Here is a 23,071-nt window from a genome sequence, read left to right on the forward strand (position 1 = left end):
GGAATCTATGCACAAGTTTTTTCTACTGTTAATTTTGACGGCTGCGTTTCACGTAAATGCGGCTATCAACGATTACGTTGTTAAACAGTGGAATATGCAAAATGATTTACCATCACAGAGTATTAAAAGTGTGGTGCAAGATCAGCAAGGCTATATTTGGCTCGGTACACAATTTGGACTGAGCCGATTTGATGGACACCAGTTTGTAAACTTTAATACTCAAAACACCAACTTTTTAGTCAGTAATGCAATCAATAAGCTTGTTGTTGATCGCTTTGGCATGCTGTGGGTAGGCACTCGACGAGGTGTATTGCGTATCGATCCGCAGACGATGAAAGCGCAGCAATTTAAAATACAAGCTGATGTAAAAGACATCATCGAAGACAATAGTGGCAACATCTGGGTTGCGGCAAATGGTCTGTACTACATCTCAGCGAAGCGTTTAATGTTGGACAAAAACAACTTAGACGACAGTAAATTATCACTTACACATATCAGTCAAATTGTCGGTGCGGTAACTAAAATGGCGCCATCTCCAGATGGTATCTGGGTGGTCAATGAGCGGCATTTATTACGTATAGGTGAAGCGCAGTTTGTCGGATCAAACGGCATGAGGCTGGAATTATCGAGTAAAATTTCACTGCCTAGACAATTGGCTCAAACCAACATTCACGACTTAGCTTGGGTTGACGGCAAACTATTTTTGGCTTCTCAACTCGGCGCATTTTTCTTGGACTTTGATGAAGTATTACGTCGCTTTGACGAAATTGGAAACAGTGCTGTTTATAAATTTTTAAGTGATGAGCAGGGGGGCTTGTGGGTTTCTACATATGGTCGTTTGCTCTATAAAGAAAGTGGTGGGGAATGGCAGTCTGTCGATCTCGTACAACTTGATCAGGGGATATGGTTTACCGACTTATTCATTGATAAAAGCAACAATGTGTGGCTAGCAAGCATAAACGAAGGATTATGGCTTGCACACTCAGGTCGAGTGGAAAGGTTCCAAGCTGGCTTGCGGGGCAAGCAAGCTATTTCCGCAATGACAATGGGTCCAAGAGGTAATGTCTGGGTCGCGACCCGTGAAGGGGTCGGGATGCTCGATCAAGATGATAACTACCAGCCTATTATTACGCCTGCCCAGTTAAAGGGTGTAGAAGTACATGATATGGAGTTTCTTGACGACCGCCTTTACTTAGGGACTGGACGAGGGGTTGTAATATACGATGATGGTCGCTTATTGGCCATTCCGAATAGAGAGTTTCGTCAAACACAAGTATTTACAATTAGTCCATCCAACCAAGGTGGCCTTTGGATAGGCACAGGGCGTGGTTTATATAGACTCGATTACAATGGTTTAACGCCATTTACCTACAATGCTTTTTTAGGCAGTCAGTTTGTTACCTATATTGTCGATTTTCCTCGCTATGGGTTTATTGGCACTGATAAAGGTGCTTATAAATATAATGAACGTGGAATTGAAAAAATTGGCGGCCAAACCTCTTTAGAATCTGCCTATGTGACAAGTATTTTGCACGTTGAAAATTACACAACGCTGGTCGGTACGTTTTATGACGGGCTGTATTATCGCACCAGTTCGGGTGATTGGTTCCAATTAGATGCATCGCACGGTCTACCATACGGGCCTATTCTGTCATTGCATTATGATAAGGAGCAAAACTTTATTTGGGTTAGTTCAATGAAAGGGGTCTATCGTATGTCGATAGAGCAATTTACCCGTGAAATAGACAACCTCAAAGTAGAGCAAGTGATAAACCCCTTTGACCGTCAACTAGATGGCATGCCTAGTCAATGTTGTACAGGCCTTGGTCATGACTCAGTTGTTGAAGTGGATGATGTACTTTTATACCCAAGCTTGCAAGGGGTGGTGAGGATCCCTAAAAGTGTTAAGTTGTTCAGTGATAGTGAACTACAACCTCGCTTTGAAGGGATCACAACTCCAACACGAGAGCTGACACCTAATAAAATTGTTGAGAGTATTGTGCTCGATACAAATGAGCGGGATTTGACTATTCGCTATACGGCAATTGATTTTTATGCGCCGCAAAGTATTGAATTTAGGTATAGACTTGAAGGGCACGATGATCAATGGCGCGATGCGTTGGCGCGAAGAGAGGCGATATATACTAACTTACCGCCAGGTGAATTTACCTTTAAGTTGGAAGTGAAGCGCAGAGGTGAGGATTGGCAAGAAGCCCATTCAAAGTCTGTAAAATTGACACTTCCGCGTCGTTTTGACGAAACCGTATTTTTCAGATTGATTATTACTTGCGGCTTCATTTTCTTATTTTATCTAGTTTTCTGGGTATTTAGAGCGCAAGAGCGACGTAAACAGGCTGCGTTAGAAGAGTTGGTCACTGAGCGGACGACCGAATTGAGAAAAGCCAATGAAAAACTCAATAAGGTTAATACGCAACTGAAATTGGTAAGTCATTCTGATGAACTAACAGGTCTCAAAAGCAGGCGCTTTTTATTCGACCAGTTGCCTAAGGATATTGAGCACTATCAGCGCAATGCTCACTCATTGAGAGAGCAGGGTAAAAGCCTTGTGTTAATGATTTTGAATATCGACAAATTTAGCAAGGTAAATGATGCAAATGGTCCGATAGGTGGAGATAGTTGTCTGCAGCAGCTTGCTACATTGCTCAATACTCGCACACAGGGGTCAGATTATGTGGCACGTTGGAGTGGCGACGAGTTTTTATTGCTATTACGAGACTTTCAATGTTCCGATGTTGATGAATATGTGAAAGAGCTTTGCAAAGCAATTGGTGAGTTTGATTTTACTTTACCAAATGGCAAGTCTACGAAAATGACTGTTTCAGTTGGCTGGTCTTTCTATCCGTTGCAAATGCTCGGAGGGCATGTAATTGGTTGGGAAGCGTCGGTTAACTTGGCTGATATTGCATTGCATCAAGTTAAGCGCAGTGGTGGAGATGGCGCTGCGTCGGTTGTCTTCGATGATGAGCTAGACGCATTTGAGTTTGAGCAGAGTCAAAACGTAGAGTCTCAATTGCAATTGTTGCAATCAAATGGCTTGGCGGAAGTCAAAGTTTGGATGCGATAGCAAACACATTATAGTAGCTTGGGTGACACATTTAATTTGAGATGTATCACCCGCTTTGAGTTAAAGGCCTGCCCTGTGCCGTTTGGTTTATTTATTCATTTGCGCTTGAACGGTGAGTAAGGCTTCATCCATTTTTTGTATAAAGTCATATTTGTATGGAAACTTGTCGCCATTGTCTTTGGTGTAGCCAATATGTGCGGTTCGGCTAAGAACTATGCGATCTTCTTTGAACTGTTTCATATCCAGTGTTTGAATTTCTTTCTTTACCGACTCAAACCCCATCAATGTTGATAATCTGTCGTTGACGTAACAATCCAAGCGAAACTTCGAGAGCTTTTTAATATTGGTCAGGGTGTCTTTATTTTCCCAAATCTTGATCAGTCCTTGGTTTTTTGCTGAATTAAGCTCCTTATCTAAAATCAAAAACCCCGAATTAATACCTATATTGATTGGAGGGCGCTGAGGCGAGCGTTGCAAAATATTGTTTAACGTAATGCCTGGGTTGCAAAATGCCACAACGTCTTCTGCGCCTAAAGACACTGAATAAGGCCAAATATAGGGCCTTTTGTCTTTGTGGATGTATGGAGGAAGTAAAGCAAAGGCTTCGCCATTCTCCATTGCTGCCACCCCTCGCTTCCAAGGAATCGCTTCAAGTGTTACTTGGTAGTGTTCAGACAATTTCCTCGCTGCAAGTCTAACTTGCTCGATATAAATGCCGTACAAATATCCGTTACTTTCGTAAGAGTACGGAGGGTAGCTGTCGTCCACTAAAATGGTAACACGTGGCTTGAAAGCCGCATCAGCTGTGGCTGGAAAGCTGATTACAGAAGTGATGAGCATCAATATAAGTGGTATAATTATGGGACTCAACATAGTTTGTGTCATAGTTTATTTGAAGGGAGCCATTGATAACTTTAGGCAATTTTGATTGAGATTACCAGAATCGGGTTATCGACACGGAGCGAAATAGGCACAGATATTTTGTAAATGTGTAGGTGTAATAAGGCGTAATTTATTTAGTTGGGCTTAGGCGTTAAAATATGTAAAAGGTAGCTTGCGTAAGTATTGCGTTGTATACCTAGTTCAAGATAGTACCAAAAAGAGAAATAAGGCGAATCCATGGCAAAGCTTAAAGTAAAGGACTGTACAGATGTGATCTACTTAAAGGCGTTTCATCGTTTTGGTAGGCTAACATATTCTGTTGATACGCAAGTCAGTGGTGTTGAGATTTCACGTATTCATGCAGTCATTGAACACAATGGACAGGATTGGGAGTTACGTGATCTGAGTAAAAATGGCGTATGGCTGAACGGACAAAGAATAGCTTACAATCAGGCAATACACCTGAAAGTCGATGATGAGATCACATTTTCCGAAATGCATCCTCAGACCTTTATCGTAGACTCAATCTCTCCGCCAAAGGATTTGCTGATCCCGTCGTGCAATGATCAACCAGATGAAGTTATTCCACTCGAAAAGTATCACTTTCTACCTTCAGAAGCAGACCCAGAGTTAGTGGTTTTTTATGACAATGAAAAACTATGCTGGTGCTACGAGCATCTTGAAAGTGGCAGGATAGTTGCCCTAACTGACAGCGATAACCTGTGTGTCGCAAATGAGTTATGGTATCTATTTCAAGTTGAGGCCGCTTCTCAAGAAGCGACCATGCCTATTGATAAAGCACATCAGTCAAATCTTGAATTTGTGTTTGATATTAGTCTCGACGAAGAAATAACAGAACTAAAAGTGAATCACAACGGCGCAGCGTTAGATTTTGACGTCAGAACACACCATTATCTGACAGCGTTATTGGCTCGTTATAAGGCCCGTGATGAGGCCGCAGTAGAAGAAGAAAGTGAAAGAGGTTGGGTTAGCGTATCTCAGTTGTCTAAAGATTTAGGTATTAGTGAAAGCCACATCAATATCCAAATACATAGAGCTCGTAAACAATTCGTCGACTTGGTTGACGACAAAAGCTTGGCTGAGAAAATTATTGAGCGGAAACGTGGCAGAGTACGTTTCGGTGGAAAACACTTTACCATTAAAAAAGGTTCTCACACCGAAGCATCTTACACAGGGATGCAGCTAGCGCTATAATTCTACATTGAGATCTAGTTTAGAGTATGGGAATGTATGGGGCTTTCATGGCGTTGCATTGCGGGATTTACATGCTTTGTGGGCTGCTGTTTTCCTGCTTATAGCAATAGCATTGAAGCGGTCTGGCACAGTGCTCCCAGCACGTCTTTAGAATCTGAAAAAGTGAACAATTGGTTATACCATGGTCTTGAAAAGACCACCTTTGTTCTTGGTAAATTAGAACAACCGACTGTACCAGTATATATTCACGCTATTGAGTATGCGAATGAGCCAGTCCCCTGGGGCGAAATATCCCGGGGGAATATTGATAGCATCACACTTCATGTAAACACCAAAGCGTCATTATGGGCATTAAAGGCTGATTGGACGCTATATCATGAACTCGCTCATCTATATCATCCTTTATTTGCCTACCGAGACATGTGGCTAGCGGAGGGTTTGGCGACCTATTTACAAAATGGGGTGATGCTAAAAAGTGGTATCATTTCGTCACAAGAATTTGTGCAACGTATCAGCGATGGACTTGCCCGAGGTGAACGAGCAACGCACTTATTTATCGGCACCTTGTCCTCGGTATCAGAAAATATGTGGCGGCTAAAAGCATATCAGCGCGTTTATTGGAGCGGTGTCGCTTTTTTCATTGAAGCTGAATTAAAGTTACAGGAAGAAGGTGTAAAGCACAGCTTGGTGGGGCTTATTGCTCGCTATCAAGCGTGTTGCCGAAAAAATGCGAGCGCGGGCAAAAAGGAGAGTGCTTTACACTTTTTGAGAGAGCTAGACAAACTCGCGGGAAGCAAGGTACTTGAGCCTCTTTATCATTTCTATGGCACAAGAAGCAATTTCCCTTTTATTACAAAATCCCAAGTACGCCTAGCTTCTGTACATTATTTACCACTAACAAAATAATGCGCGAGCAAAGGGCGGAGAGCTTTACTCGCTTTTTTAACACTATAATCTGGCTTTAACGTATTCTCCTGGGGCGTCGTAGATACCAGGATTAGCCTTGGTTTTTACTGCTCGAGCTGGTACTTTTTCATCAGTGAATTGAGTTATCCATTTACCCCAATGTCCCCACCATGAGCCTTTTGTATGTTCGGCTTTTTCGAGCCATGCATTTGCTTCGCCTTGCAGTGCAGGCCCAGACCAAAATCCATATTTATTGGCTTTTGGTGGATTGATCACACCCGCGATATGTCCTGACTCACCCAGAACAAAAGTCGTTTTTGAGCTGGTATATTGGAAACCTTTAAAGGTGGCTTGCCAAAGTGCAATATGGTCGTCACGGGTAGAAAGTGCATAGATAGGTTGTTTGACCTTGGTTAAGTCAATTTTAGTCCCCCTGATATCCACTTCTTTATTAGCGATCAAACGGTTTTCCAAGTACAGATCTCGGAGCATGAAATTATGGCATTTTGCCGTGAGATTTGTGCTATCGCCGTTCCAATACAGGAGATCCAGATCCATCGGCGGTTGGCCTTTGAGGTAATTGTTGACGTAGTAATTCCAGTAAAGGCTGTTCTCCCTAAGCATACTGAACGACACGCCGAGCAGGTGGCCGTGCATGACACCATTTTGTAGATTGTACGCCTCAAGTGCCGAGATGGTTCCTTCATTGACAAAAACACCAAGTTCACCAGGCTGGGAGAAATCCAGTAATGTCGTTAGCAGCGTCGCACTTTTTATCTTTTGCTTCATTCGCTTGGATGTGAAATACGCCATGGCGGTGGCGACTAGCGCACCGGCAATACAGTAACCGATGGCATTCACATATGCTTCACCTGTTTGCTTTTCTATCTCATCTATAGCTGTAATAACACCGTCAACGACATAATCTTCAAAACCAATTTCAGCCATACTCGGATCTGGGTTTTTCCAAGAGATCATGAATACAGTATGGCCATTGTCCACGGCCCATTTGACGTAGGAGTTCTCTTCTTTTAAGTCCAGAATGTAATATTTGTTTACGTAAGGAGGGACAAACAAAAGAGGCGTTTTATGTACTTGTTTTGTTGTAGCTGAATATTGTATCAATTCAAACAAGTGGTTTTGGAAGATAACTCTACCCGGTGTAGTAGCAAGGTCTTTCCCCAGCTCATAGGCATTCTCATTGGTCATGCTGATCCTAAGCATGTCGCCACTTTTTGCCATATCTTTTTTGAATAGCTCAAGCCCATTAATTAGGTTTTGTCCTTCAGACTCGATGGTTAGTTTTAATAACTCTGGGTTGGTGGTGATGAAGTTACTTGGAGAAATCGAGTTAATAACTTGTCTTGCAAAGAATTCGAGCCGCTCTTTTAGTTTTTCGTCCAACCCAGGTGTTTGGCGAATTGAATCAAGTAATGACTGTCCAAAAAGTAGATAACTTTGTTTGATGTAGCTAAACCACGGATTGTCTTGCCATTCATCGGCAAGAAACCTCTTGTCACCACGCTCAGTTGAGATAACTTCTTCACTTGAAGCGTTCAGGCTTTGCTCCCAAGTTTGCTGAACAATTTTTAATTGTTCCTGCCACCAGTTTAATTGTTGTTTTGCAAATATCTCTGGTTGTTTTGTAATTTCTTTGGCCCATTCGCCAAAGTCTTCTGCACTTTGTTCATTTAGCGCTTTTTGAACTGGACTATTATTGAACAAATTTTGTGAGAATATACTGTAAAGATCTTGATTATACTGCCACCAAGCGCTCATGGTCTGAGTAAAATCTTTATTGTCGGTATCCATTTTATGCTTCCTAGTCGGAGGTGTGACAGACGAGTCATTGCTGTAAAAGGCGCTGTATTTACCTGACAAACTGCATGCAAACTTGAGTTAGAGCTGGTGTATATTCATGGCGTTTTCGTAACTAGAGCACTCTTACTCAAGTGACTTGTCAATGGTGTTAGCTCTAAAGTATGACAGAGCGGCCTGAGCAAACTTAATCTCACACAGGCCGGCAGTGCATTAGACTTTTGCAGCTTTAACAGTTTCTTTAGAAATAGTCTCTAAATTGTCTTTGAACTCTTGACCTAGTTGAGTCAATTTTTGTCCATCTTCGATCAGCTGTTGGCTCAGCTTATTAACAGCACTTAGTTGGCTTGCGTTGAAATCGATGAAAGACTTAACGTCTTTTACTTCCGCTGCAGTTTTAAGTTGTTCAACTGATGTTTCAGTGAATGAGTGAGCGGCATCAAGTTGAATTTTAGCCAGTTGCTCAATATTTTTAGCAACTAATTGGTTGAACTGAATTGCCGGAGAGAAGAATTTCTCGCTTTGCTCAGTGATTGATTTAAAAAAGTCGTTGTACATGGCTTGCTTCCTATTGAGAGATAATCCGTTTAATTAAATGCAATATCCACCTACTACAGAAAAGTTACCTTTTCTAAATGGTATCGATGAGTTTCTAGTTCATATACAGGCCACCATTGAGGGCCAGTGTTTCACCTGTAATATAGGCTGCGCCTTCAGAGGCTAAAAAGCTAACAGTTTCAGCTACTTCTAAAGGTGTAGCAAGTCGCTGCATAGGGACTTGAGCTTTGATGCTTTCCAGTACGTCTTCACGCATTTTCGCGACCATAGGGGTTTCAGTGTACCCAGGTGCAACAACATTCACAGTAACACCTGCTCTTGCCCCTTCATATGCGAGTGACTTACTAAAACCAATCATCCCTGCTTTAGCAGCAGCGTAATTAGCTTGACCAAATTGTCCTTTTTGACCATTTACGCTAGAGATATTGATAATACGACCTGACTTATTGCTACACATGTGTGCAAACAATGGTTGGGTCATGTTAAACATTGAATTTAGGTTTGTATCAATGACTTCGTGCCATTGCTGTACGTTCATTTTCTTGAACGACGAATCTCGGGTAATACCAGCGTTATTTACTAATACATCAACCTTGCCGTGTTTATCGATGATAGACTCAAGGCTGTTGTTGCACGCTTGGGCATCGGTTACGTCCAAAAATAATGGCGTAACAAACTTTGGGTTAATATTTGATTGGTTGCACCAAGTATCGAAATCTGCTTCGGTACGTCTTGGGCTTGCCACGGCAATAACAAAGTAATTGTTTTCTACGAGCTTTTGGGTAATTGCAGTACCTATACCACCTAAAGCGCCTGTTACTACTGCTATTTTTTGATTTTCCATAATATGCTGTTCCGAACATAAAGTGGCAAAACAACTGCACAACTAAGCCACAAATTCACTGAAGCCTATAGGCATTCAGCAGGGGTTAAAACTAACGCTATTGTTCATGCCTATTGTGACGAAATAATAACTAATTTGTTTAATATAAAAGACAAATTCTCATCATTTTGTATGTGATATAGGCACGAGACCACTGCGATGGTCACTCAAAGCGCAATGAACAATGTTAATTTTAGACTAATAACTCAAATTTAAAAATGTAAAATCAAATTTGTCTAACCAATTGTCCAAATACGCGTGCAGTAAGTAATAGTCGGTATTTAAAATTTCGGTATTAGACTAAAGGCTAGTAGACACAAATTAATTCAAAGTTGATATTTTAAATCTATAAATATCAATGTTTTATTTGTTTTTGTGGAGGTAAAAAACAAATAAAAAAACTATCATTTGGATCAATTAAAATCACACTATTTCAGTTTTGGGTAATTTATTTTGGACTATAATTTATCTAAAATGCATGTTCAGTTTGAGGGTTATGATATGTTGCATGAAAGACGCTTTAAGAGCACATTATTTTTTTATAAGCTATTGATAGCTATGTCAATATTATTTAGTTCGTTTTCTTATGCGGATATCAAGGTAGTCAGTGCTAAAGATCTTTTAATTAACCAAATGTCAGCAAAGCCTCATACCATCATAGATGTACGTACGCCTGAGGAGTTTGCAAACGGTCACTTAAAAGGTGCACTCAATATCCCTTACGATCAGATAGCTGCACAGTCGTTTTTACTCGCAAAGCTAAAAGACAAAACGTTAGTGGTGTATTGCCGTTCCGGTCGCAGGGCAAATATCTTCGAGCGTGCTTTGCTTGAGCAGGGGTTCAAATTGTTACACTTGGAAGGGGATATGCTAGGGTGGCAAGGACAAGGGCTACCAGTTGTAAAGTGATAACCCTAAAAGTGGCTAGATTTATACAAGTGAAGAGAGCATTTCTTCACTGTACTCTACTAATGGCTGGTGATTTTTAACTCTTTCAATATAATCTGGGTTGGCAATGAGTGGTCTACCAATTGCTAGTAAGTCAAAACGGTCCGATTGAATCGCTTCTGCACCGGTTTGTGGTGTAAAGCCACCAACACCGACCAATGTTTTGTTGTAGCGACTTCTAACATAATCGGATGCTCTCCCTCCAAGGTGTTCGAAAGTCATTTGGTCGTCGAAAATACCAATATGCAGAAATGCCAAATCACGTTTTTCCAATTCAGGTAACAAATAGTCGAAAACCTCTTTATCACGCGAGTCTGGCTGCATATTAAAATAGGCTCCCGGTGATAGACGCAAAGCTGTGCGATGGTAACCAATTTGGTCTGCTATAGCATCAACGACTTCTAGCGCAAATCGGCTCATATTTTCTGGTGTCTCGCCATACTGGTCGACTCGTTTGTTGCTATCAAAATGTAAAAATTGATCTATGAGGTAGCCATTTGCGCCGTGGATCTCTACACCATCGAAACCAGCTTCGATTGCGTTTGCGGCTGCTTGAGCATAGTCGTGGATCAACTCTTCAATTTGTGCCACCGTCGCTGGAGTCGGAGTGATATAAGTCAATTCACGCATGCGGGGTACGGTCCCTTCGACAGCTTCTGCACTGGGCGCAATGACTTCTTCACCAGAGAAAAAGAAAGGATGGGCCACTCGACCTGTATGCCACAACTGAGCAAAAATCTTGCCTCCCTTTTGGTGTACAGCATCGGTCACTTTTCTCCAACCTGTGACCTGCTCGTTCGTGAATAAACCAGGAGTATTTGGGTAACCCTGAGCATCAGGGCGAATGATAGTGGCTTCTGAAATGATTAAACCTGTGTCCGCACGTCGCGCATAATATGCGGCCATTTCCTCAGTTGGCACTAGATCTTCATCCGCCATACATCTTGTAAGTGGTGCCATAAGTACCCGGTTTTGTAGTGAAATAGCCGAATTCAGTTGATAAGGTTGAAATAGAATATCTGTCATGGGTTGTTCTCTTTATTTGAATGTTTGTTCAAGATAGCCTTATTTGAATGATCATTCAAGAGCTATTTTGAACATTTGTTCAAATTTGTTTAAGATATACCTAAATGATTTACCTGAGTAGCCTATGAGAAGTGCAGAGTTCAACCGAGAAGCCGTATTAAGAGCTGCCATGAATGCGTTTATGGAAAAAGGGTTTAACAAGACCAGCATGCAAGATTTGAAGCAAGCGACAGGTCTGCACCCGGGATCAATATACTGTGCTTTTGAAAATAAAAAGGGGCTCTTGCTCGCGGCGTTAGAGCAGTATAATTTGGATCGAAACGCTGAACTGCAAGCTATCTTCAGCAATGAAAATGATGCAAAAAGTGGGTTAAGCGCTTATTTGAGTAATATTGTGGCTGAATGCGTAAGCGGTGATCCGACCCAATCTTGTCTAAGCCAAAAAGCCATCAATGAGATTGCGCAGACAGATGAACAAGCGCAAGCTGTACTCAGTCAACAGTGCGTTATGTGGCAAAGCGTTATGAGAGATGTTTTTGTTCAAGCTGGTGAAGAGGGAGATCTCACTGGTACGCGTTTACCTGAACAACGTGCGCAAAGCTTAATTGTCGGTATTTATGGCCTAAGAACATTCTCGCAGGCGCAAAAAGATCCAAGTGTTATATCGGAAATTGCTGAACAATTGCTCATTGATGTTTGTCGGTAAAGTCTTTATCTGGACAGTAGACGTGAGCACAGGGCTCAGCTCAGGCAAAATTTACTTATATCATTGTTCTATTAGACATTATTACTAGCTATAAAGGCTAGCTCTGTTGAAGACTTTGGTATAGTCTATGAATTCTTTTGGTTATTAGTTAATTAAATGGAAATCATAGTGATATGGAATATCAATTTTCTAATGCAGCTTTAAACATTAGGAACCAAAGCCTTAAAGTGGATGGTAAAAGTGTCGCACTGGAAGAGCGCACGTTTAAGTTGTTAGTTTATTTAATTGATACTCGGCCTAAAGTTTGCACGCAGGATGAACTTGTCGCTTATTTATGGCCAGATTCTGTGGTTTCACCTTGGTCATTACCCCGCTTAATATCTGATACACGCAGTTTGTTACGACGCCTTGGTGTGGAGCAGGATTTGATATTCACTGTTCGAGGCCAAGGATATAAATTCAACCCTGAAATCGCCGTCAGCTTCGAGCATGTATCTGAGGATACTAGGATTCAACTAGAGCAGCTAAGAGCAGAGCACAGCTCAGATGGGGTCCACTTGAAGTTTTGGATAGGTGTCACTTTACTAATGTGCTCAGCATGTATTTGGTTGGTGATAAATCAGTCAGTTATACACCAACAAAATACGAGCTTCAAAGCCAGTGAACCGACAGATGCGAAAGGACGTATTCTGTGGGTAGACGACAATCCGAAAAATAATGTCAAAGAGCAAGGCTATTTTTTGAATCAAAAAATAGGCGTTTATAACACCACATCAACCCAAGAAGCCCTGTTACTGTTAAGTATGTACGAGTACACCGTCGTGATCTCTGATATGGGCCGAGATGGTGAGCCCTTGGCTGGGTTAAAGCTGCTTAAAGCGATGCGCTCAACAGGAGATCAGACGCCATTTTACGTTTACACCTGGGTTGAATCAGAAAAACAAAAAGAGGTTATTTTGTCAGCCGGCGGGCAGGGAGTCGCGACAAAAAAGCGGGAGTTATATGACTATATATTACTGCACTTTAATGATGAAAAAATTTAGTTTGAATTTTTAAGTATATGATTATTTTACTTTTCAATTTAATTCAAAGGGATTCAAGGGACAAATTCATGCAACTATGTCAACGTTGTATAGCTGCTCTCTTACAGCAAATGTCTTGGCCTTAACACTAATACTGTGGTGGGTATTTTGTGTTAAGGCCGTTTTATTTTATTGGTCTGGCTTCAAGAGCAAATGGGTATACCTGCCAATTGAGGCATACGGCTCCGCTCTATTGTATTTAAGTTCAAGTGCCAATAGTTCATCGAATTGCTCGTCTGCTTTATTCGTTTCACGTAAATAGTCATGAAAACAACGAACGCCCGTCTTACTTAAAGTGCGTAAACACAGTTCGGCGAGCCAACTATCTACATGCTCACTTTCAAGTGGCTGGTTGGGGCTCAGGCCCACTTTTTGTTTGACCTGAAGACCATTTGAAACATAATCAAAATTACCGTAGACCATATTGGCCAGTCGTTGCGCTGATTTGTTAAAGTACATTAAGGACAAAATACCATCTGGCTTTAAACATTTATTAAGGATTGTCACAGCCGTCTTTTGTTCCACAATCCACTCTAGTACGGCATGGCAAAGTACAAGGTCAAACTGCCCGAGATTTAATTCTGCGAGCTCTTGCAGCGGTGCATTGATTAACGACAGTGATGAAATATTCCTAGCTTCGGCGCGCTCTTTGGCAATGGCTAACATTTGCGCAGAGACATCAAGTAAAATAACTTCATGGCCGAGTTCAGCTAAATATAGCGACAGTTGCCCTTGCCCACCTCCAGCATCTAAAATTCTCAGAGGCTTACTGTCGAAATGTTCGTCCAGCAATTCATCCAAGTCTCGTTTTAGAACCGCTTCTCGGATCTTGCCTTTACTCGTGCCGTAAATGTTATTCTTAAATTTTCCGGCAATATCGCAAAAATTGCGATCTGTTGGCGCGGAGGTGGAGTACTTTTTAGCCATGTTACATTTATACCGGGTTATTGATGTCGACAAATTCTACATCTAGGTCATATTTATCGGCTAAGTATTCACCTAGGGCTTTCACTCCGTATCGCTCTGTCGCGTGGTGTCCAGCTGCAAAAAAGTGGATCCCTTGCTCATTGGAGCTGTGAATTGTTTGTTCTGATGCTTCGCCTGTCAGGTAGGCATCGATACCTTGACTCGCAGCTAAGTCGATGAAGCTTTGCCCACCACCTGTGCACCAAGCAATGGTTTTAATAAGATGATCGCCAGCTTGATTAACTAGCGGCTTTCGATCTAACTTATCTTCTATTAGCTTCGCGAACTCAGCTACTGTCATCGGGTTTTTGAGTTTTCCTTTAACCGCAACACTGTTTTTGTTCCACGGCTCTAATGGGCGCTCAATTTCTAGGTCTAACAATTTTCCGAGCTGTGCATTGTTTCCTAGCTCGGGGTGCACATCAAGGGGTAAATGATAAGCAAGAAGGTTGATATCATGCGTTAAGAGGCTTTGGATTCGGCGCTTTTTCATGCCTGTAATTGATTGCTCTTCGCCTTTCCAAAAATATCCGTGGTGTACCAAAAGTGCGTCGGCGTTCTTTTCTATTGCGACATCAATCAACGCTTGGCTTGCGGTGACACCGGTGATTACTTTTTTGATGTTGTCTTTACCCTCGACTTGTAACCCATTTGGGCAAAAGTCACTTATCTGGAAGGGCTTGAGTAATTCAGTAAGTTGGTTGACTAATTTTTTGCGCTGCATAATGGCCCCTAACGGCGATAAAAACGCATAGTTTAGCGTTTTTTTTCACGAAGAAAAGTGGATATTTAGATTGGTAAAACTTGGTTTTTGGGGTTACTACCGTTTGTGCTTTGCAAGAAATAGACTAGTTTTATTCAGACTAACTAGCAACTGAGAGACAGTAAAATGGCCGTGAACGCAATTCCCGAAGGCTATCATGCTTTAACACCGTACCTTATTGTGCAAGGAGCTACACAGGCAATTCAATTTTATCAAAAGGTATTTGCAGCCGAGTTGGTATTACAAATGAATATGCCAGATGGTGGTGTTGCCCATGCAGAGCTTAAAATAGGTAATTCCCACCTAATGATCAGCGATGAATGTCCCGACATGCATTTTAAAGGACCTAATCAACTTGGTGGTACGCCCGTTACTTTGATGCACTATGTTGAAGATGTGGATATGGTATTTTCTCAAGCCTTGGCAATGGGGGCAAAAGAGCTCAGAGCAGTAGAGAATCAATTCTACGGTGATAGAGCAGGCACACTTGAAGATCCATTTGGCCATATTTGGACGATCGCAACTCATATTGAAGATTTAAGTGAATTGGAACTACAAGAACGGATGAGTGAATATATGTCTAAGCAGGGTTAATAGTGAGTGTATAAGCCCCACCCAAATGAGGCTCACGCAGTAACCTTGTTATTTAGTTGTAGGTTGGTCTTGGACTTTTGACTCAAAGTCGCGGCTGTCATGGCGTTCATGAAGCTGCTCGTGATCTTCTCCCCAAGTGCGATTAACCATGCGCCCTTTTTTCACAGCAGGCCTTGCAGAGATTTGCTTGGCCCAACGGAGCACATTAGGATATGCCTGCACGTCTAAAAATTCTGCTGCTTCATATAAATCACCTTCTACAAGTACCCCATACCATGGCCATATAGCCATATCCGCTATGGTATAGTCATCACCACACAAGTAACGATTATCTTGCAAATGAATATTCAATACGTCCAACTGCCTTTTTACTTCCATGGCGTAACGATCAATTGGGTACTGAAACTTCTCAGGCGCATACGCGTAAAAGTGGCCAAACCCACCACCCAAAAGAGGTGCTGATCCCATTTGCCAGAATAGCCAATTAAGGCACTTTGTTCGATCTTCAAGTTCACTAGGAATAAACTCACAAAACTTTTCTGCTAGATAAAGTAAGATTGAACCTGATTCAAACACATTTATCGCAGGTTGGTGTGTGGTATCAACCAAAGCGGGTATTTTCGAGTTTGGGTTGATACCTGTAAATCCCGAAGAGAATTGTTCACCTTCCATAATGTCGATAAGAAATGCATCATATTCTGCTCCAGATATCCCTTTTTCAAGCAACTCTTCTAATAAAATAGTGACTTTAACTCCATTTGGGGTTGCCAATGAATATAGCTGTAAAGGGTGTTTTCCTGTTGGCAGTGTTTGTTCAAAACGGTGACCAGCCGTAGGTCTATTGATGTTTGCAAATTTACCGCCATTTCCGGCTTCCCATTGCCACACTTTTTCTGGGGTATAGGTGTTCTGTGCCATATCGTTTCCTATAGGTTTAGAAAAAACTTTGAAGTATCGACAGATGACCGTGATGATTTAAATTTTAGTTCACATAGCAAGATTTACTTTGCACGATTGCTTCTCTAGAAGGTTTGGAAAAATTGCAAAACTTCCAATGACGTATAAGTCTCTGCGTTTTTTGATGTCGTCAAAGCGTGGCATTGAATGTTATTTAGTCAATTATTTTTACTATTTGTTTTTGAGGAAATTAATGTTGTTCAATTTTTATAAGCTTGAATTTCAACTTGGTAGGTAAATTTATAGGTATGGATGAATGAAAAGGAAACGAGTTTGAACTACGGTGATTATTTTTTAGTCCCTAAAGTGGGTTGTGTTTTTCGTTGTATTCGGTACATTGGTGTTAACAGTATTTTTGTTTTGTTAATTAATTTTAGAGGGACATGAGCACATGCGTATTTCTTTTCGTCCAATCATCTTATTTTTGACACTTCATTGTTCTTTTCTTGTTCATGCTGATGACAGCGCTGTCTCTGGTGTGGCCAGTGCCAAGGAGCAAGCTACTGAAAGGCGTATCGCTGGCTTATGGCATGATGTAAACAACAGTAATTTTGCCAATGGTCATTTGATTGTGTCGCAACAGGGGAGTGAAGTTTTTACTGCGCATTACCTTGAGTTCAAAGGTATACCTTTTGTGGAGCACGGAGCGGGTAAGAGAGAGCAAGATACCATTACAGTTAAGGTCCAAGTAACACAACAGATCCCAGGCTGGACGACTGAAGGTGTCCATACATTAACTTTGTCTGAGGATGGGCAATATCTAATTGGAGAGTATTTTTCAGGGGGAAATAAAGGCCCTCTGAAGTTTAAAAAGGCAGGCAAATAATAACCTGTAAAACAAGAAAAACATGTAGAAGGAAATAAAATGAAAAAATCACACAACAGGGTATTGAGCAGAGTGAAGCAGGCATTGCTTCTCTCTGGCTTTATGGCCTCTCTTCCTGCTCTTGCTGCGGTACCTGGCGCGCCAAAAGTAGAGTGGATGGTCGAAAAGCATAGTTTAGTAACAATTACAGATTCACTGGCATATAAAGATGTAGTCGTCGCGCCAAGTGTTGATGTTTCTGTGCCTTGGTCAAAGTGGACTGGGGAAGCTGGCGAAACAGTTAAGATTTTACTTGATGGTAAAGTAGTACATAGCAGAGTTTTGACTGAGGTAGGCAGCTCGCAATCGGGTGTAGAAACATTAACATTTAAAAAAGGCGGTAAGTTCAATTTAACTGTCCAGCTGTGTAATTTAGACGGATGTAGTGACAGTACTAACAATAAAGTACTTGTTGTTGCGGATACCGCAGGGAGTCATTTAGACCCTTTGCCAATGAAGGTGAATGATCCTCGCTTTCCAATTGAAATGACAAACCGTTCATACGTCAATACAACAGGCAAAGTTGTCGCGGCATATGCGGCAGAGTGGTCCGTGTATCGTGTGGAAGGAATGGACTACTACATTGACAATATTCCAGCGGAAAACTTGACCCATATTTTTTATGGCTTTGTTGCTATCACAGGTCCCAACGAGTCTTTTCAAAAAGAGAACCCTACTGGATATAATACGTTTCAACGCGTCGCAGCTGGCTTAAATGACTTTGAACTTGCGCCACCAGATCCATGGGCTGCGTACATGAAGCCAGTTGGCGACCAAGTGAATCAAGATGCTATCAAGGGTAACTATGGTCAGATGATGGCCTTGAAGCAACGCTATCCCGATCTGAAGATCATTCCATCTATTGGTGGATGGACTTTATCTGATCCGTTCTACTTTATGGCAGATGATGCCAAGCGAAAAACTTTTGTAGAATCATGTCGTAAGTTTTTGAGAACATGGCAATTTTGGGATGGCATCGACATTGACTGGGAATTCCCAGGTGTTGCAGCGGCGAATCCTAACCTAGGTTCGCCAAGCGATGGTGCAACTTATATCAAACTGATGAAAGAGCTTCGTACAATGTTGGATGAAGAGGAAGCTCGTACAGGTCGAAAATACGAGCTAACATCTGCCATTAACGTCGGTTTTGATAAGCTAGAAAAGGTCAACTACGGCGAAGCGATAAAGTACATGGACTATATTCTTATGATGTCCTATGACTATTTTGGCGCTTGGGATTTAGAAGGTCTGGGCCACCAAACCGCGGTGTATCCTTCTGATTTCAAACCTTCTGATGTACGTACAACACAATATAATCTGAAAACAGGTATTGATCTGCTCAAGGCACAGGGAGTACCAGGTAATAAACTGATCGCAGGTATTGCGATGTATGGCCGAGGCTGGACTGGTGTTGAGCATACGCCTGGTACGCACCACATGCAGGGCACGGCAACTGGGCCGTCTGCACCAGCGGATGCATTTAAACTTGAACCTGGCACGTTAATGTATGCAAACATTGCGCAGTGGGCAAAACACCCAGATTGGGAATATCACTACGATACAGTTGCGCAGGCACCGTACATTTATCGTCCAAGTACGGGTGATTTGATCTCTTACGACGATCAAAGGTCGATAAAAGCGAAAGGCGAGCTTGTATTCCAAGAGGGTCTTGCTGGTATGTTTGGTTGGGAGATCGATACTGATAACGGCGATATCTTAAATTGGATGCATGAATCACTTGGACACCCATTGGTTGACGGCTCTAATCGAGCGCCTGTGGTCAACGCCGGTGCAGATCAGAGTGTATTATCAGGTTCAGTTGTCAAGTTATCGGCAACAGCCAGTGATGCTGACAACGACGCGTTGACTTATCAGTGGCAACAGGTGTCAGGCCCCGCAGTGACGCTTGGTGTGACAAGTGCACTAAACGTAGAGTTTGTTGCGCCTGACGTAATTGGAGAAGCCACAGTCGCATTACGCTTTACGGCCAATGACGGCAAAGGCGGTAGCACAAGTGATGAAGTCATTGTTACGATTCGCGATAGTGTTGTAAATACACCGCCTGTAGTCAATGCCGGCGCAGATCAGCAAGTTGAATCAGGCGCTTCAAACGTATTATTGGATGGTAGTGCGACATCTGATACGGATGGTGATGTTCTTACTTATGCTTGGACACAAGTGTCAGGAAGCGCGGTTGTTTTGGCTGGTGGAGATACCAATAAGGCAACCTTTTCAGCCCCTCAAGTAACCCAGTCTGAACAATTGGTGTTCCAGTTAAGTGTATCTGACAATGGGGTAGACACGTACACAGATACCGTGACTGTGACTGTAACGCCAAAAGGTACTGGTGGGCACCCTGCGTATGATGCGTCCGTAATTTACAATACGGGAGACCGTGTCAGTCACTTTGACCAAGAAGTGAAACAGACTCTGGTTTGGGAAGCTAAATATTGGGTATCAGGTGTTGAACCTACGCGTTTCGCTGATTCTTGGAAATTGGTTAGCCAAGCTGAGTTTCCATGGCATGTGAACGTGGCATACAACGCTGGCGAAGAGGTAAATCACTGCGATGCATCTAACCTATGCGCGCGCTATCAAGCGTTATGGTGGACTAAAGGTGATGAACCAGGAAAAAGTGGTGCATGGAAAAAGCTATAAAGCTAGATAATATGCTTTAGTACGACCATGGCAATACATCAGTGTCACTTCATCAAAAACCCAGGAAGTGACACTGTTTTATTAACGCTAAAAGTCTTGCCTCATAACGAATCTATTCGCTTGCATTTAATGTTTAGCTGTTTTTAACCAGCGTTTTGCATCGTTCAGTATGTCGCAATAAATGTCAATTTTGCGCACAGAATATGACAGCATATCAGAGCTTGAAGCAATCGCTTGATTTTTAAACTTTTGATATCTAGTTATCTGCTCTTGGTTTGATTTAAGATAATCACGAAAAAGGATGGCTTCGCTAAAACAGGGGAGAGAGTGGTGGGCGAGGTGCAATATATAACATTTGCGGGACTCGACCTTCCAGTACCAACAGCATTGTGTATGAATTGGGCTGCGGCCAAAAAATGTATAACCCAATTTTGCAAGCGCAGACTGTACGTGAATATCATCCGGCTCAAAGGGGGTTTTAGCAGCAATGTCGATGATATTTTTGGAACACATACTAGGTATAGAAGTGCTGCCTATATGCTGAACTTCTTCCAACTTTAGGGTATTGCCCAGCTCAACTAAACACCGTTTTTCGCGAGCAAACCACTGTGGCCACTGCGGGTTATAAGGGAGCTGTTCAAACCCAACATCAGGCATTTTTAACGAGAGCAAATGAAGAAATTTAGTTTCAATGGCTTCGCCATTGAGGTGTTCATGTTTATGTTTCAGCTCTTTGAGCAGCTTTAAGTAGTGTAGATTAATCATTACCTTCCTTTATTAATTACTCGTACCATAAGCCGATTAAATCTCGCTCTAGTAAATTCGCTGTGGATTGAATATCGGTGTAATAGTAGTCCATCAAGTACTGCTTTAGAGGTCTACTCATCGAAGAGACTTGTCCGGTTTTGTGTACACGAACGTGGTTGCGGTGTAGCTTGTTGCGAATATTATCAGGTAACTGCTTGAGCTGACGCAGTGCTGTATTGCGGATTTTGAGTGTGGCTTGTTGTTGGTCAAACTCGATATCATCAAAGGGGGCTGCACCTATGAAGTCAAAGGTTTCAGCCATGATGCGGTGCGTATCTTTAATAAAATCATCAAATAAAATCACTTTTACATTTTTACCAAAGATTTCTATGTAGCGTTTGACGTGTTGATAGTAACTGGCATTGTTCAAATATTGCAGCCCGTCGTGAAAGTAGCTTGCGGGTGGAATACACTTTCCTTCTCGTCTATTTTTGCAAAGTGATATGGCGCGCTCGAGGTCAGATTGATCTTCATTTCCAGTGCGTAAATAGAGCGAATGTAGCGATTGTATCTGCTCCCACGGGCGGCGTAGCATAATAATGACTTTTGCGCCTTTGCAATGTGTGTGAATATTGTGCGCCGCAGCTTTGCTGGTAAGATACCAAACAGAGCCTTCTGCGTTGATAGCTGAATTGGCAAATAACTTTAGATAGTCACTAGTTTCAGTGATTGCATGTGGTTGCACCATCAAATCTGTTGCGAAGTAGTGGGGCTCTTTCAAAATAGATACATGTATTGACGGGTGCTGTTTTAAGTACAGGCACATAGCTGTGGTGCCCGAGCGCGGTGCGCCGACGACAAATAAATTTGGGTAGTTATTTACCATGTAAAGCTTTCCTTATTCTATCGGAGTGTCACCACGATGAGTCTGATTAGATTTTGCTAACCCCGCTTCATTTGAATGCTTGTTACAATCATTGCGGGTTAATTTTTATTGTATAAGGCCTGTCTAATATCATGCTACCCCTTCAATAGGTCCTCATAAAGAAGGTGAAGCGCATTTAAGTCAGGCACCTAACGCCTTAGAGTAGCGTAAGGTTTAGCAATTAAGCGAACGAGTCTAAAAAATGTCGGCTAAGCGCTTTACCTACAAAATCGCCATAAAACACGCCTTTATTTGTCATCTTTATAGTGCTCTCTTGTACAGCAATAAAATTTTGCTCTATTAATTTTTTTAGCATTAAATTATTTGAGGATAGTAAATCAATTCCGTGTTTTGCTTTAAGCCATTTGCAGTCCAGACGAGCTGTTTTCATGCCCAGTACTATGTCTCTGGCGATCAAGTCCATTGATGTGAGCTTTACACCCCGCTCAACGGGCAATATATCTTGGTCGATAGCAGCTTTATACTTTTCTTGTCTTGAAGTGTTTTGAATGTACTCCCTTTGTAAAGACGAGAAAGCAGAAACGCCAAATCCATAGGTATCTTCACCTTGCCAGCGCTGATGCAAATGTTTTTGTGGGTAATCTCCATTTTTGGTAAAGGTGAAAAATGTAGAGTTTTGATAGTTATTTGTGTGAAGTTGCTCAATGGCATAATCCATAAACGCCATTTCTTGATCATCTGTAGGCAAGATGATGCTGTTTTTGTGTAGATCACTAAAGTATTTTGAATTTTGATAAAGCTCCATTTTGTAGACTGTGATCGAATGAACATTGAGCGCAATTGCGCGGTCAATGCTATATCGCCAGCTTTGTTCGGTTTCCCCCTCTAATCCACTGAGTAGGTCAATATTGACAATAACGCCCGTATCCAACGCGCGTTGAATGGCATCAATGTTCATCGTTTCAGTGTCTTTACGACCAGTCTTTGTGACAACTTCGTCACTAAAAGACTGGATCCCAAAACTGAGTCGTGTAATACCAAATTGTGCGAGTTCTTCTGACTTCTTCTTATTATAAGTAATTGGTTCTACCTCAAATACAAACTCCGATAAAGCCATGGTGTAATGTGCGTTTAAGGTATCCATGATCTGGGATAGATGCCGCGCTTTTAATAAACTTGGTGTACCACCGCCAAAGTAAAGAGTATCTACTGGACGTTTAGACCAAGCATATTGTTTTGATACGAGTGCGATTTCTTTACACAGGTAATCGACATAATTGTCTATATCTTGCTGATTACTTTCAGACAGCTCAATAATTTTGAAAAAACAGTATCTGCATCGCTGGATACAAAAAGGGATGTGGATATACAAATTTAGTCTGTTGTCTTCCAGTGCTTCAGAATGAAATGTGCCCTTCCAATAGCGGCTGGGTGGGTAAGTAGTTATAAACCCTTTGCGGTTTAGATCACTGACAGGCAACTGCGCATCGTCGTTTTTGATTTCCATATTGGTTTCTTATACCTAA

20 protein-coding genes are annotated in these 23,071 nt (G+C 41.9%); 9 read left to right on the top strand and 11 right to left on the bottom strand.

Annotated features, from left to right (window positions below; genetic code table 11):
- Positions 1-7: 7 nt before the first annotated feature.
- The gene (locus J8M00_RS20550) at positions 8-3,085 is read left to right on the top strand and encodes a ligand-binding sensor domain-containing diguanylate cyclase (protein ID WP_211012354.1); all 3,078 of its coding nucleotides are present in this window, start codon (positions 8-10) and stop codon (positions 3,083-3,085) included.
- A gap of 87 nt (positions 3,086-3,172) precedes the next feature.
- Here the strand turns inward: J8M00_RS20550 and J8M00_RS20555 are convergent, their stop codons facing one another.
- Positions 3,173-3,958 carry a transporter substrate-binding domain-containing protein gene (locus J8M00_RS20555; RefSeq protein WP_247687493.1) on the bottom strand — a complete coding sequence of 262 codons (786 nt, stop codon included), beginning with the start codon at positions 3,956-3,958 and terminating at the stop codon, positions 3,173-3,175.
- A 246-nt stretch (positions 3,959-4,204) separates the two neighbouring features.
- Between J8M00_RS20555 and J8M00_RS20560 the strand changes: the two genes are divergently transcribed.
- The gene (locus J8M00_RS20560; RefSeq protein ID WP_211012355.1) at positions 4,205-5,182 is read left to right on the top strand and encodes an FHA domain-containing protein; all 978 of its coding nucleotides are present in this window, start codon (positions 4,205-4,207) and stop codon (positions 5,180-5,182) included.
- 36 nt (positions 5,183-5,218) lie between these two features.
- A complete protein-coding gene (locus J8M00_RS20565; protein WP_211012356.1) occupies positions 5,219-6,088 on the top strand; it encodes a hypothetical protein in 870 nt (289 codons plus the stop codon).
- Between the two features lie 42 nt (positions 6,089-6,130).
- On the opposite strand, the gene phaC is transcribed toward J8M00_RS20565, so the two are convergent.
- From phaC to J8M00_RS20580, 3 genes are all read right to left on the bottom strand, one after another.
- Positions 6,131-7,900 carry a class I poly(R)-hydroxyalkanoic acid synthase gene (gene phaC / locus J8M00_RS20570; RefSeq protein WP_211012357.1) on the bottom strand — a complete coding sequence of 590 codons (1,770 nt, stop codon included), beginning with the start codon at positions 7,898-7,900 and terminating at the stop codon, positions 6,131-6,133.
- A 219-nt stretch (positions 7,901-8,119) separates the two neighbouring features.
- Positions 8,120-8,464 (bottom strand): phasin family protein, encoded by a 345-nt coding sequence (locus J8M00_RS20575; RefSeq protein WP_023398532.1) that lies wholly within the window; start codon positions 8,462-8,464, stop codon positions 8,120-8,122.
- Between the two features lie 94 nt (positions 8,465-8,558).
- On the bottom strand, positions 8,559-9,308 hold the full coding sequence (locus J8M00_RS20580; protein WP_211012358.1) for an SDR family oxidoreductase: 750 nt from the start codon (positions 9,306-9,308) through the stop codon (positions 8,559-8,561).
- A gap of 492 nt (positions 9,309-9,800) precedes the next feature.
- Between J8M00_RS20580 and J8M00_RS20585 the strand changes: the two genes are divergently transcribed.
- Positions 9,801-10,256: a rhodanese-like domain-containing protein gene (locus tag J8M00_RS20585; RefSeq protein WP_247687494.1), complete on the top strand. Its 456-nt coding sequence runs from the start codon at positions 9,801-9,803 to the stop codon at positions 10,254-10,256.
- Positions 10,257-10,277: 21 nt separating this feature from the next.
- On the opposite strand, the gene J8M00_RS20590 is transcribed toward J8M00_RS20585, so the two are convergent.
- Entirely contained in the window at positions 10,278-11,321 is a 1,044-nt protein-coding gene (locus tag J8M00_RS20590; RefSeq protein WP_211012359.1) for an alkene reductase, read from the bottom strand.
- 124 nt (positions 11,322-11,445) lie between these two features.
- Here J8M00_RS20590 and J8M00_RS20595 point away from each other — a divergent pair, with 124 nt between their 5' ends.
- Together J8M00_RS20595 and J8M00_RS20600 are read left to right on the top strand one after the other, a co-directional pair.
- Complete coding sequence (locus tag J8M00_RS20595; RefSeq protein WP_211012360.1) at positions 11,446-12,027, top strand: TetR/AcrR family transcriptional regulator; 582 nt, start codon at positions 11,446-11,448, stop codon at positions 12,025-12,027.
- 173 nt (positions 12,028-12,200) lie between these two features.
- Positions 12,201-13,070: a winged helix-turn-helix domain-containing protein gene (locus J8M00_RS20600; protein WP_211012361.1), complete on the top strand. Its 870-nt coding sequence runs from the start codon at positions 12,201-12,203 to the stop codon at positions 13,068-13,070.
- 168 nt (positions 13,071-13,238) lie between these two features.
- On the opposite strand, the gene J8M00_RS20605 is transcribed toward J8M00_RS20600, so the two are convergent.
- Positions 13,239-14,036: a methyltransferase domain-containing protein gene (locus J8M00_RS20605; protein WP_211012362.1), complete on the bottom strand. Its 798-nt coding sequence runs from the start codon at positions 14,034-14,036 to the stop codon at positions 13,239-13,241.
- 7 nt (positions 14,037-14,043) lie between these two features.
- Positions 14,044-14,799, bottom strand: a complete 756-nt coding sequence (locus J8M00_RS20610) for a Nif3-like dinuclear metal center hexameric protein (RefSeq protein WP_211012363.1) — start codon at positions 14,797-14,799, stop codon at positions 14,044-14,046.
- Between the two features lie 165 nt (positions 14,800-14,964).
- On the opposite strand from J8M00_RS20610, the gene J8M00_RS20615 reads away from it, so the two are divergent.
- The gene (locus tag J8M00_RS20615; protein ID WP_023398540.1) at positions 14,965-15,432 is read left to right on the top strand and encodes a VOC family protein; all 468 of its coding nucleotides are present in this window, start codon (positions 14,965-14,967) and stop codon (positions 15,430-15,432) included.
- A gap of 48 nt (positions 15,433-15,480) precedes the next feature.
- Here J8M00_RS20615 and yghU read toward each other — a convergent pair whose 3' ends face one another.
- On the bottom strand, positions 15,481-16,350 hold the full coding sequence (gene yghU / locus J8M00_RS20620) for a glutathione-dependent disulfide-bond oxidoreductase (protein WP_211012364.1): 870 nt from the start codon (positions 16,348-16,350) through the stop codon (positions 15,481-15,483).
- A 430-nt stretch (positions 16,351-16,780) separates the two neighbouring features.
- On the opposite strand from yghU, the gene J8M00_RS20625 reads away from it, so the two are divergent.
- Positions 16,781-17,215 carry a hypothetical protein gene (locus J8M00_RS20625; protein ID WP_211012365.1) on the top strand — a complete coding sequence of 145 codons (435 nt, stop codon included), beginning with the start codon at positions 16,781-16,783 and terminating at the stop codon, positions 17,213-17,215.
- A 39-nt stretch (positions 17,216-17,254) separates the two neighbouring features.
- Positions 17,255-19,912, top strand: a complete 2,658-nt coding sequence (locus tag J8M00_RS20630) for a glycosyl hydrolase family 18 protein (RefSeq protein WP_211012366.1) — start codon at positions 17,255-17,257, stop codon at positions 19,910-19,912.
- Positions 19,913-20,038: 126 nt separating this feature from the next.
- Here the strand turns inward: J8M00_RS20630 and J8M00_RS20635 are convergent, their stop codons facing one another.
- From J8M00_RS20635 to J8M00_RS20645, 3 genes are all read right to left on the bottom strand, one after another.
- Positions 20,039-20,677, bottom strand: a complete 639-nt coding sequence (locus J8M00_RS20635) for a GrpB family protein (protein WP_211012367.1) — start codon at positions 20,675-20,677, stop codon at positions 20,039-20,041.
- A 16-nt stretch (positions 20,678-20,693) separates the two neighbouring features.
- A complete protein-coding gene (locus J8M00_RS20640) occupies positions 20,694-21,545 on the bottom strand; it encodes a sulfotransferase domain-containing protein (protein WP_211012368.1) in 852 nt (283 codons plus the stop codon).
- A gap of 220 nt (positions 21,546-21,765) precedes the next feature.
- Positions 21,766-23,052 carry a coproporphyrinogen-III oxidase family protein gene (locus J8M00_RS20645; protein ID WP_211012369.1) on the bottom strand — a complete coding sequence of 429 codons (1,287 nt, stop codon included), beginning with the start codon at positions 23,050-23,052 and terminating at the stop codon, positions 21,766-21,768.
- Positions 23,053-23,071 lie beyond the last annotated feature (19 nt).

The sequence above is a fragment of the Pseudoalteromonas luteoviolacea genome (assembly GCF_018100925.1).
Taxonomy (GTDB): Bacteria; Pseudomonadota; Gammaproteobacteria; order Enterobacterales; family Alteromonadaceae; genus Pseudoalteromonas; species Pseudoalteromonas obscura.

Bases quoted from the DNA above. Each gene is read 5' to 3' on its own strand.
- J8M00_RS20550 (WP_211012354.1), top strand. From the start codon at position 8: ATGCACAAGTTTTTTCTACTGTTAATTTTGACGGCTGCGTTTCACGTA.
- J8M00_RS20555 (WP_247687493.1), bottom strand. From the start codon at position 3,958: ATGTTGAGTCCCATAATTATACCACTTATATTGATGCTCATCACTTCT.
- J8M00_RS20560 (WP_211012355.1), top strand. From the start codon at position 4,205: ATGGCAAAGCTTAAAGTAAAGGACTGTACAGATGTGATCTACTTAAAG.
- J8M00_RS20565 (WP_211012356.1), top strand. From the start codon at position 5,219: ATGGGGCTTTCATGGCGTTGCATTGCGGGATTTACATGCTTTGTGGGC.
- phaC (WP_211012357.1), bottom strand. From the start codon at position 7,900: ATGGATACCGACAATAAAGATTTTACTCAGACCATGAGCGCTTGGTGG.
- J8M00_RS20575 (WP_023398532.1), bottom strand. From the start codon at position 8,464: ATGTACAACGACTTTTTTAAATCAATCACTGAGCAAAGCGAGAAATTC.
- J8M00_RS20580 (WP_211012358.1), bottom strand. From the start codon at position 9,308: ATGGAAAATCAAAAAATAGCAGTAGTAACAGGCGCTTTAGGTGGTATA.
- J8M00_RS20590 (WP_211012359.1), bottom strand. From the start codon at position 11,321: ATGACAGATATTCTATTTCAACCTTATCAACTGAATTCGGCTATTTCA.
- J8M00_RS20595 (WP_211012360.1), top strand. From the start codon at position 11,446: ATGAGAAGTGCAGAGTTCAACCGAGAAGCCGTATTAAGAGCTGCCATG.
- J8M00_RS20600 (WP_211012361.1), top strand. From the start codon at position 12,201: ATGGAATATCAATTTTCTAATGCAGCTTTAAACATTAGGAACCAAAGC.
- J8M00_RS20605 (WP_211012362.1), bottom strand. From the start codon at position 14,036: ATGGCTAAAAAGTACTCCACCTCCGCGCCAACAGATCGCAATTTTTGC.
- J8M00_RS20610 (WP_211012363.1), bottom strand. From the start codon at position 14,799: ATGCAGCGCAAAAAATTAGTCAACCAACTTACTGAATTACTCAAGCCC.
- J8M00_RS20615 (WP_023398540.1), top strand. From the start codon at position 14,965: ATGGCCGTGAACGCAATTCCCGAAGGCTATCATGCTTTAACACCGTAC.
- yghU (WP_211012364.1), bottom strand. From the start codon at position 16,350: ATGGCACAGAACACCTATACCCCAGAAAAAGTGTGGCAATGGGAAGCC.
- J8M00_RS20625 (WP_211012365.1), top strand. From the start codon at position 16,781: ATGCGTATTTCTTTTCGTCCAATCATCTTATTTTTGACACTTCATTGT.
- J8M00_RS20630 (WP_211012366.1), top strand. From the start codon at position 17,255: ATGAAAAAATCACACAACAGGGTATTGAGCAGAGTGAAGCAGGCATTG.
- J8M00_RS20635 (WP_211012367.1), bottom strand. From the start codon at position 20,677: ATGATTAATCTACACTACTTAAAGCTGCTCAAAGAGCTGAAACATAAA.
- J8M00_RS20640 (WP_211012368.1), bottom strand. From the start codon at position 21,545: ATGGTAAATAACTACCCAAATTTATTTGTCGTCGGCGCACCGCGCTCG.
- J8M00_RS20645 (WP_211012369.1), bottom strand. From the start codon at position 23,052: ATGGAAATCAAAAACGACGATGCGCAGTTGCCTGTCAGTGATCTAAAC.